This window comes from Hallella faecis (assembly GCF_018789675.1).
GTDB classification, from domain to species: domain Bacteria; phylum Bacteroidota; class Bacteroidia; order Bacteroidales; family Bacteroidaceae; genus Prevotella; species Prevotella faecis.
This window is the reverse complement of record NZ_JAHKBE010000071.1, coordinates 1-10,049: the sequence shown is the minus strand read 5'-3', so window position 1 is coordinate 10,049 and position 10,049 is coordinate 1. Positions and strand designations below refer to the sequence as shown.

At 53.7% G+C, this 10,049-nt stretch carries 7 protein-coding genes; 2 read left to right on the top strand and 5 right to left on the bottom strand.

The window, feature by feature from the left end; all coding sequences use genetic code 11:
- Nucleotides 1–104 precede the first annotated feature (104 nt).
- Nucleotides 105–1,130 (top strand): LacI family DNA-binding transcriptional regulator, encoded by a 1,026-nt coding sequence (locus KM934_RS11620; RefSeq protein WP_215760767.1) that lies wholly within the window; start codon nt 105–107, stop codon nt 1,128–1,130.
- Nucleotides 1,131–1,289: 159 nt separating this feature from the next.
- Here the strand turns inward: KM934_RS11620 and KM934_RS11615 are convergent, their stop codons facing one another.
- Genes KM934_RS11615 through lon form a run of 4 tightly spaced genes read right to left on the bottom strand, consistent with a single transcriptional unit; the run spans nt 1,290 to nt 8,048 of the window.
- Entirely contained in the window at nt 1,290–3,128 is a 1,839-nt protein-coding gene (locus KM934_RS11615; RefSeq protein WP_215760766.1) for a DEAD/DEAH box helicase, read from the bottom strand.
- A gap of 9 nt (nt 3,129–3,137) precedes the next feature.
- Nucleotides 3,138–4,412, bottom strand: coding sequence for an LptF/LptG family permease (locus tag KM934_RS11610; protein WP_215760765.1), 1,275 nt, complete (start codon nt 4,410–4,412; stop codon nt 3,138–3,140).
- A gap of 9 nt (nt 4,413–4,421) precedes the next feature.
- Nucleotides 4,422–5,549: a tRNA guanosine(34) transglycosylase Tgt gene (gene tgt, locus KM934_RS11605; RefSeq protein WP_215760768.1), complete on the bottom strand. Its 1,128-nt coding sequence runs from the start codon at nt 5,547–5,549 to the stop codon at nt 4,422–4,424.
- 6 nt (nt 5,550–5,555) lie between these two features.
- Nucleotides 5,556–8,048 (bottom strand): endopeptidase La, encoded by a 2,493-nt coding sequence (lon, locus tag KM934_RS11600; protein ID WP_215760764.1) that lies wholly within the window; start codon nt 8,046–8,048, stop codon nt 5,556–5,558.
- A 174-nt stretch (nt 8,049–8,222) separates the two neighbouring features.
- On the opposite strand from lon, the gene KM934_RS11595 reads away from it, so the two are divergent.
- A complete protein-coding gene (locus tag KM934_RS11595; RefSeq protein WP_215760763.1) occupies nt 8,223–8,915 on the top strand; it encodes a tRNA1(Val) (adenine(37)-N6)-methyltransferase in 693 nt (230 codons plus the stop codon).
- A 554-nt stretch (nt 8,916–9,469) separates the two neighbouring features.
- On the opposite strand, the gene KM934_RS11590 is transcribed toward KM934_RS11595, so the two are convergent.
- The gene (locus KM934_RS11590) at nt 9,470–9,982 is read right to left on the bottom strand and encodes a hypothetical protein (RefSeq protein ID WP_252344991.1); all 513 of its coding nucleotides are present in this window, start codon (nt 9,980–9,982) and stop codon (nt 9,470–9,472) included.
- Nucleotides 9,983–10,049: the final 67 nt, after the last annotated feature.

Genomic DNA, 10,049 nt, shown 5'->3' with positions numbered 1-10,049 from the left:
TTTGCATAAGATAGGCTGCACTCGGCCATTAGAGAACAAGTTCTCATGGCGCTCGTTTGCACTATCATTGCATGACAAACCTAATAACTTAGAAGGTTCCTTTTATGAAACAACGTCGAACATCCCTTAAGGACTTAGCCGCTGAGCTTCATGTCAGCATAGCAACCGTCTCGCGAGCTCTTCATGGTAGCCATGAGGTGGGTGAGGAAATGCGGAAAAAGGTGCAAGAACTGGCCAAGCAATGCAATTATCATCCTAACCCCTTTGCGCAAAGTCTTCGTAAGGAGGGGCCTCATATCATAGGAGTGGTTGTTCCCAATCTCGTTACCCACTACTTTGCTTCGGTGCTCGACGGCATAGAGGACTATGCCCAGCAGCATGGTTTCCTGGTTTTCTCGGCCAACAGTCATGAGAGTTGCCTGCGCGAAGTGCGTGCCATAGAGAGTTTCCTTACGATGCATGTGGATGGCGTCATCTCCTGTTTGGCTCAAGACACCATCGACTATTCGCATTATGAGGAGATGGAACGCTTAGACGTGCCTCTTGTTTTCTTCACGCGCACTTGTCTTCCCGACCGTTTCTCCCAAGTGGTTTCTAATGGCGATGTGGCAGCTTATGAGGCCACCAAGCATTTGTTGGACACGGGCTCGCGACGTGTGGCGTTTTTGGGAGGTCCCAACCATATAGATATGGTGAAGCGTCGTAAGCATGGATATTTGGAAGCGTTGCGCGAGGCAGGTGTTCCCATCGACCGCGACTTGGTGGTGTGTGGTAAGATAGAGTTTGCCGAAACACGCGACAAGACCCTCCAAATGCTTCAGTCGGCCAATCCGCCCGACGCCATCTTGGCGCTCAACGACATTGTGACCTATGCTGCGTTCGATGCCATCAAGAGTTTGAACCTTCACATTCCTCAGGATGTGGCCATCATTGGTTTTACAGAAGACGACAATGCGGCTTTCGTCACACCATCGTTGTCGGCCGTTATGGACCAGGCTCACGTTCAGGGCGCTACAGCCTGCGAACTGCTGCTGCGTCGTATACAGGGCGACCGTAAGGTTTATAAGAAAGTCATTCCCATGATCTTCAAAATTAGGAAGAGTAGTGATAAGCAGGCCTGTGAGGATTAGGCGACGAAACGATTATCCAAGACAAGCTGAAACGATTATCCAACAGAGCTGAAACGATTATCCAACGCAAGAGAAACGATAATCCCCCCCAAAAATAGAAACAAAAAAGGATGCATTGGAAGGTGCATCCTTTTTTGTGTAATGTGTGTTGTGCGATGGTTATTTCTTGCCAATGCTCTTAATCCACTTTAAGGGGCGCTTGATGAGCTTCTTCAAGCCACTCTCGTGCTCCTCAGGGGCCTTGAAATCGTCGGGAAGGCCGTTGTAGCGTGTGGTTCTTCCTACGGTTGGTGCCTCCGCCTCCTGCTGTTGGCGACGGCGTCTGGGCTTTTGGGAGCGTTGCTTGTTGTTGTTTTTCTGCTCGCCCTCGTTACGCTTAGCCGACTTGTTGTTGTCGTTGCGTTTCTCGGGTGCAGCCTGCTGCTCGCCCTGCGGCTTGGCTTGCTTGTTGTTGCCTCTCCTTCTCCTGTTCTGCTTCTTCTCGGGTGCGCCTTCCTCGTTGCGGTTGGTGGGAGCGTCGCCTTCGTTGCGTCTCTTCGAAGCGCCGTTCTCGTTTCGCTTCTCGGTCTCAGCCTGCTCGCCTTGTGGCTTTTGCTGACGGCGGTTGTTGCGCCTTTTGTTGGCGTTGTTCTTTTCAGCGCCAGCCTTCTCGCCTTGCTGTTTACCGCTTCCGTTCTCGGCCTGCTGGTCGCCCATGGGTTGCTGCTCTCCCTTGGCTTGCTTCTCGCTTTTGGGCTGTCTGTCTTTGCGTGTGTTGCGGCGGTTGCGCTGTTTGTTGGCTTTGTGTGAGGTGGCGTCGCGGTCCTTGCGTCGGTTGCTCTTGGCTGAGGCCTTGCGCTTCGAGGTTACGTACTCGGGTCCCTCGCCACAGCCCTCGGGCAGCGGGTTCTTGGTTATTTCCTTATCCAGGAATTTCTCCACTTGGCTGAAGGCGTACATGTCGTCCTCGTTGACAAACGTGATGGCTCGTCCGTCGCGGTCGGCGCGTGCCGTACGGCCAATGCGGTGCACATAGTCCTCGCAGTCGTGCGGCACGTCGTAGTTGATGACCATGGCGATGTCGTCGATGTCGATGCCTCGCGCGAGGATGTCGGTTGCCACAAGCACGTCGATCTGTCCGCTCTTGAACTTGAACATCATGTCGTCGCGCTGGGCTTGGTCGAGGTCTGAGTGCATCTCTCCGCTATTGATGTGGAGGCGTGTCAGGGCTTGGTTGATGCGCTTCACCTTTTGCTTTGATCCCGAGAAGATGATGACGCGCTTCAGGTCGCCAGCCTTGAAGATATCCTTGATGATGTCGAGTTTCTGCGTCTCGTAGCAGATGTATGCGCTTTGCTGGATCTTCTCCGCGGGCTTGCTCACGGCGAGCTTGATCTCCACGGGGTTTTTCAGCAAGCTTTGGGCCATCTTCTCTATGTCCTTGGGCATGGTGGCCGAGAACATGATGGTTTGGCAGTTTTGTGGGAGGTAGGAGGCAATCTTCATGATGTCTTCCGAGAAGCCCATGTCGAGCATGCGGTCGGCTTCGTCGAGGATGAAGAAGCTCACCTTCGACAAGTCGACGTTGCCGAGCGAGAGGTGCGAGATGAGACGTCCGGGCGTGGCTATGATGACGTCGGCTCCCAGGCGCATGCTCTTCAGCTCCTGGTCGTATCGGTTTCCGTCGTTTCCGCCATACACGGCCACGCTCGACACGTTGGGCACATAGTAGGCGAAGCCCTGCATGGCTTGGTCGATTTGTTGGGCCAGCTCGCGTGTGGGCGACATGATGAGGCAGTTGATGGCCTCCTTGGGATAGCCGCCGTCGTCGAGCATGGAGAGAACGGGCAGCAGGTAGGCAGCCGTCTTTCCGGTACCGGTCTGGGCCACTCCAAGCACATCGTTTCCTTTTAATATCTCTGGAATACAATTTTCCTGTACAGGTGTACATTCGTCGAAACGCATGTCGTAGAGTGCGTCGAGAATGTCGTCGTTTAAGTCTAAATCTGTAAATTTCATGTTTTCTAATTAGTTTGGCGCCTTGAAGTAGCAGAACCATGCCACTATGGCAAAAATAATGTTTGGCATCCATGCTGCCAGGATGGGCGGGAATCCCGCGTTGATGGCAAATGTAGCCGATACGGTTTGGAGCATGATGTAGGCAAAGCTCAGTCCGAGTCCTATGCCGAGGTACATGCCCATTCCTCCTTTTCGCTTTCTCGATGAGAGCGACGCTCCGATGATGGTAAGGATGAAGGATGCGAACGAGGATGCGATGCGTTTGTGGTACTCCACCTGATACTGCACCACGTTGCTTGAGCCTCGGTCGATTTGCTTCGAGATGTAGTCGTGCAACTCGGGCGACGTGAAGGTTTCCTGCTGTCCCTTCGAGTAAACGAGGTCGGTGGGCTCCATCATGATGAGCGAGTCTTTCTCGTCTCCGCTCGTGATGTGCTCGCGCAATCCTTTCAGTTGCCGCACCTTCCAGTTGCGCAGCTTCCAATGGTACTTTGAGTCGGAGATGGTGTCGTATTGCACCTCCATGGCCGTTAGGTGCGACACGAGTTTCTTGTTCTCAAACTTGTCCAAGCAGAAGCCGTAGCCCTTCTTCAGGTTGTTGTCGTAGTGCTGAATGTAGGCAATAACCCCTTGTGCCACTTGTAGTTGCACGTTTTCGGCCGATGTATTCTTCTTTTTGTTCTTATACATCGTCTCGAAGTTTTGGCGTATCACCGTTCCGTGTGGGATGACGTATGCCGACAGATAATACGACAGTCCCGAGATGAGCACACACGATATCATGTAAGGCCTAAGCAGACGCTTGAACGAGATGCCTGTGGCCAGCATGGCTATGATTTCCGAGTTGCCCGCCAACTTTGATGTGAAGTAGATGACGGCGATGAACACGAACAGGGCCGAGAAGAGATTGGCGAAGTAGGGTACGAAGTTGGCGTAATAGTCGAACACGATGGCGTGCAACGGAGCGTGATACTGCGTAAACTTGGCCAGGTTCTCATTGACGTCGAACACGATGGAGATGGAAATGATCAGTAGGATGGAGAAGACATAGGTTCCTATAAACTTCTTGATGATGTACCAATCAATGCGCTTGATGTATCTGAACGGGTTGAGCCGTTTCATGAAGCTCAACCTCCTTCCCATCCATTTCAACACCGTTTGCAGCACCAGGGTGTGTGCGGCAATCCATGCGACGAGCCTGTGGAGCCATGCTGGATGCTGGCTTGCCCACCGTCTTGCCTTGTACACCCTTCGGTGCTTTCTAATCTTGCTGTAGCTTTTCATGCTTTTTGTTTAGATGCGTCTTCCCAGTTGGTCTACGACGCTTGCCTTCCATGTTGTAAAGTCGCCTTGGATGATGTGCTGTCGTGCGTCGGTCACGAGGCGCAGGTAGAATGCGAGATTGTGTATCGACGCAATCTGCATGGCGAGCAGCTCACCGGCTTTGAACAGGTGGTGCAGGTAGGCCTTGGTGTAGATCTGGTCGGTGTGGCACCCGTCGGGGTCGATGGGCGAGAAGTCGGTTTCCCACTTCTTGTTTCGCATGTTCATCGTTCCGTTGTAGGTGAAGAGCATGGCGTTTCGTCCGTTTCGTGTGGGCATAACGCAATCGAACATGTCTACACCTCTTTCTATGGCTTCCAGGATGTTCTGTGGTGTTCCCACGCCCATAAGGTATCGTGGCTTGTCCTTGGGCAGTATTTCGTTTACCACCTCAATCATCTCATACATCACCTCTGTGGGCTCTCCCACGGCCAGTCCGCCGATGGCGTTTCCGTCGGCCCCCTTGTCGGCCACAAACTTGGCCGCCTCGCGTCGCAGGTCCTTGTAGGTGCATCCCTGCACAATGGGGAACAAGGTCTGCTCGTAGCCGTAGAGCGGCTCCGTTTCGTTGAACCGCTTGATGCATCGGTCGAGCCATCGCTGGGTCATGGCCAGGCTCTTCTTGGCGTACTCGTAGTCGCTCTTTCCCGGCGGACACTCGTCGAGCGCCATCATGATGTCGGCACCTATGACGCGCTCCGTGTCCATCACGTTCTCGGGTGTGAAGAAATGCTTGGATCCATCGATGTGCGACCGGAACTCACATCCCTCCTCTCTCAGTTTTCTGATGCCTGTGAGCGAGAACACTTGGAAACCGCCCGAGTCGGTGAGGATGGGGCGCTCCCAACCGTTGAAGCCATGCAGTCCGCCAGCGGCGCGTAGCACGTCGAGCCCGGGTCGCAGGTAGAGGTGGTAGGTGTTGCCCAGTATGATTTGGGCCTTCACCTGTTCGCGCAACTCGTCGAAGTGTACGCCCTTCACCGATCCGCACGTGCCTACGGGCATGAAGATAGGTGTCTTGATATGTCCGTGGGCCGTGGTTATCAGTCCGGCGCGTGCGTCGGATGCGTTGTCGGTATGTTGTAGTTCAAACTTCATCATAAATCAATTTTGGTTTGATGTTGAGTTAAATGGGAGGAATCCTATTCGCTCGTCGTTCTTGCGCACAAACTCCAGGGGTTTGTCGACCAGTTCGTCGGTGAGCGCAATCTTCCACACCTCCAGGATGTTCTCCACATAGTGGAACGTCAGTCCGTTGCGGTAGTTCTCTGGGATTTCGTCGATGTCCTTGCGGTTTTCCTTGCACAGCACGATGTCGGTCATTCCTGCTCTCTTGGCTGCCAGTATTTTCTCTTTGATGCCTCCCACGGGCAGCACCTTTCCCCGCAGCGTTATCTCTCCCGTCATGGCCGTGTTCTTTCTTACCTTACGTTGCGTGATGGCCGATGCGATGGATGTGGCGATTGTTATTCCCGCCGATGGTCCGTCCTTGGGCGTGGCTCCCTCCGGCACGTGGATGTGTATGTCCCAGTTGTCGAAGATGCGGTAGTCGATGCCGAGCTGGTCCACATGCGCCTTCACATATTGCAGGGCGATCATGGCCGATTCTTTCATCACCTCGCCGAGGTTTCCCGTGAGGGTCAGTCGGCTTCCATGCCCCTTGTTCATGCTGGTTTCGATAAAGAGGATCTCGCCTCCGGCGCTGGTCCACGCCAGTCCGGTCACCACGCCAGCGTCTTCGTTTCCTTGGTAGGCGTCGCGGTAGAAGGGCGGTTTGCCGAGCAGGCTCTCCACCTGCGCTGGCTGCACCTTTTCGAAAGGCAGCTGTCCGTCGCTGGCATACATGAGCGCCATTTTGCGCAGGGCCTTGTTGATTTGCTTCTCCAACTGTCTGACGCCGCTCTCGCGGGTGTATTGTTCGATGATTTTCTCCAATGTGGCCTTGGTGAACGAAGGTTTTGTTTCGAGTTTTCCGAAGCCCGTGTTCTCCAATTCGCGCGGCACGAGGTGTCGCTTGCTAATTTCCACTTTCTCCTCGGTGACATATCCGGGCACCTCTATGATCTCCATGCGGTCGAGCAGGGGTGCTGGCAGGGTGCTGAGGTCGTTGGCGGTGGCTATGAAGAGCACCTTCGACAGGTCGTAGTCCACATCGAGGAAATTGTCGTGGAAGGCGTTGTTCTGCTCAGGGTCGAGCACCTCGAGCAGGGCCGACGAGGGGTCTCCGTTGATGGCGTTCTGTGTCACCTTGTCGATCTCGTCGAGGATAAATACGGGGTTCGACGATCCCGCCTTTTGTATGCTCTTGATGATGCGTCCGGGCATGGCTCCCACGTAGGTGCGTCGGTGTCCGCGAATCTCGCTCTCGTCGTGCAGGCCTCCGAGCGACACGCGCACATACTTGCGCTTCATGGCCGCGGCGATGCTTTTGCCCAGCGATGTCTTACCCACTCCCGGAGGACCGTAGAGGCAGAGGATGGGCGACTTGAGGTCGCCTCTGAGTTGCAGCACGGCCAGATACTCCAGTATGCGCTCCTTCACCTTCTCCATGCCATAGTGGTCGTGGTCGAGCACGCGCTTGGCGCGCTTGATGTCGAGGTTGTCCTCGGTATATTCGTTCCAGGGCAGGGCCACCATCTGCTGCAGGTAGTTGACCTGCACGCTGTATTCGGGGCTTTGCGGGTTGAACATGTCGAGCTTGTCGAGCTCCTTGGCGAAGGTCTTGGCAATCTCCTCGGGCCATTTCTTGTTTTTCGACTTTTCGAGCAGTTCTTTCTTCTCGGGCGATTTCTCGTCGCCTCCCAGTTCCTCCTTGATGTTCTTCATCTGCTGATGCAGGAAGTACTCGCGTTGCTGCTCGTCGAGGTCCTCGTGGGTCTTCTTGCGAATCTGGTTTTTCAGTTCCTGCAACTGTATGTCGCGGTTTTCGAGCTTCAGCAGCCCGATGGCGCGTTCCTCCATGTCGTCGGTCATGAGCAGCTCCATCTTTTCCTTCGGGTCGAAGGGCAGGCTGGTGCAGAGGAAGTTGATGAGCATCATCTCGTTGGAGATGTTCTTCAGCGTCATCAGCGTCTCGTTGGGTATGTCGTCGTTGCTCTTGATGAGGTGTGTGGTGGTGGCTCTCACGTCCTCCACGATGGCCTTCAGCTCCTCGCCGAGCACGTCGGGCACGACGTCGGAAACGGGTGTGGCCGTGCCCTTTAGGTAGGGGCGTGTGGCTGTGATGCTCTCAAGCCTGCAACGCCCGTGGGCTTGGAAGATGGCCGTGATGTTCTCGCTGCCAGGCATGTCGATAACGCGCACCAAGTGGGCGTAGACGCCCATGGCGTAGAGGTCTTTCTGCTTGGGTGCGTCGACCTCTGCGTCTTTTTGTGAGAAGATGGCGCAAATGGGGTCTTCCGATTTCGACAACTTGCGTATGAGACTGACGCTCGCCTTCCTTCCGATGAAAATGGGCACGAGCACTCCGGGGAACACCACCATGTTGCGCGTGGCGAGCACGGGCAGTTCCTCCGGGGCGTTCGACTCTATGAGGGTGCTGATGTCGCCTTCATAGTCGGCGAACATCTGTATAGACGTATTTTGATTTTTATCCATTTGCTTACTCTATAAAAATGCTTTTTTCTTTCTACGTTACATTTAGCGTGCAAAGTTACTAATTTTTGGGCACATTATGGAAGGTGTGTTGCTAAAATATCGTGTCAACTGCCGAGCGAGCACAATAAATAAGTAGAAAATACGTTAAAACATGAAAAAGTAAGGTTTACAACTATGCCGAAAGATGTTTTTTCGTTCCGTCAGTTTGATGTTCGCCAAGACCGTTGTGCCATGAAGGTGGGCACCGATGGCGTGTTGCTGGGCGCATGGGCTGAGGGTGGTCGCCGCATCCTCGACATTGGCGCCGGCACGGGTGTTGTTGCGCTCATGATGGCCCAGCGGTTTCCCGATAGTGTTGTGGAGGGTGTGGAGGCCGACGGGCAGGCCGCCTGCCAGGCTGCCGAGAACGCCCACGCTTTCGCCCAAGTGGCCATCCATCATGTGAGGTTGCAAGAGTGGGAGCCCGGCGAGCCTTACGATTGCATGGTAAGCAATCCTCCGTTTTTTATTGACAGTTTGAAGACTCCCAATTCGCAACGTACGCTGGCGCGCCATGATGTCGACCTGTCGTTTGCCGACATCCTTGCGTTTGCCAAACGCCACTTGACGCACGAGGGGGTGCTGAGCGTTGTCCTTCCTACAGAAGTGGTTGAGCGGTTTACTGAAACGGCTTATTTGTCAGGGTTTAGAATGTGCCGACAGGCTATGATCAAGACCACCGATCGCAAGCCTTTTAAGCGCCAGTTGCTTGCTTTCTCGAAAGACACCTCCCGTCGCTTTGAGCGCACGGAACATTGTTTGATGGCTGCCGATGGCCAGCGCAGCGAATGGTACCATGACCTAACCAAAGCATTTTACGTTTTCTAATGTTGTATGTTGGATGGCTCTGCGGGTTGCATAGGCCTCCATTGGCTTTGCCGCTTTTACAACGAATGTCTTTTCCTTTAGCCTCAGACGGCTTTCACTACGAATAGTTAATTTAGCCTCAGACGGCGCAACAACGAATTTCCCGAATTTTCGAATTTTTTCTACGTTAGCTAAATTCGTTCAAATTGCTAATCGTAAAACGATTACATCAATTACCTCCCGTTGGTCGGTGGGGCTTCGCCGAGTCTCGTTAACGAAACAAATTCGTTGTTCTTTCTCCGCTGGCGCTACGAAAGCGGCAAAGCCGAGCGACCGCGTCTGAGCGTAAATCTCTCATCCCGCATGGCATCTGTGGGAAATAAAAAGCAACCCGAATGGCTTTTCCTTTTAGCCTCAGACGGCTTTCACTACGAATGTTATTTTCTTTTAGCCTTGTGCCTGTTTGCACCTCTTCGCCTCCCAGACGTGTGGCTTTCTGTTCACGTTCATGCCCGTTAGTGTGGGCCGCTCTGATCCGAGCCGATGCGAGCCGTGCGCAATGGGGGGCGCTGGTGTTACACGAGTGGCGATGGTTGGTGATGGGTGGTTGACTCATAGGACGGTGGTGTTGGTGGGTTGATGGGTGGTGTTGGTGACGATCGGTATCTTTTACATGTGCAAAGGTACAACAATGGGCGTTGGCAATCATACGTTTCGATACGATTCGATGCGTTTCGATACGATTTGGTTTTCATCATCTTCTGCCACTCCACGAGCTTTGCCAGCTCCTCGTCGTCGTGGGTGCGGAAGTCGCGGCAAAGGGCTTCCACGATGCTCGACAGTTGGCCCTTTCCGGCGCCACTATCTGCCACGAGATTGGCCATCATTCCGTTTGTTTCCTTCCACGAGAGGTCGGGATACATAAATTTTGCTCCACTTACGTGCGCTCCAAGGATAGGGAAAAGCATGGGAACGATGGGCTGGTGCATGTCTTTTGAGACTTGCGAGAGCAAAAGCGCCACGCATTCGAGTCCACGACCGAGGTTTGGCATCTTCGGGGCGGTGGTTTTACTGATATCGTACTTCATTTTCTTCTTTTATTTTAAAGTTTAAACTGTTGATAATGAGCCTTTTAGAGAGAGTGGGGGTGTTGGG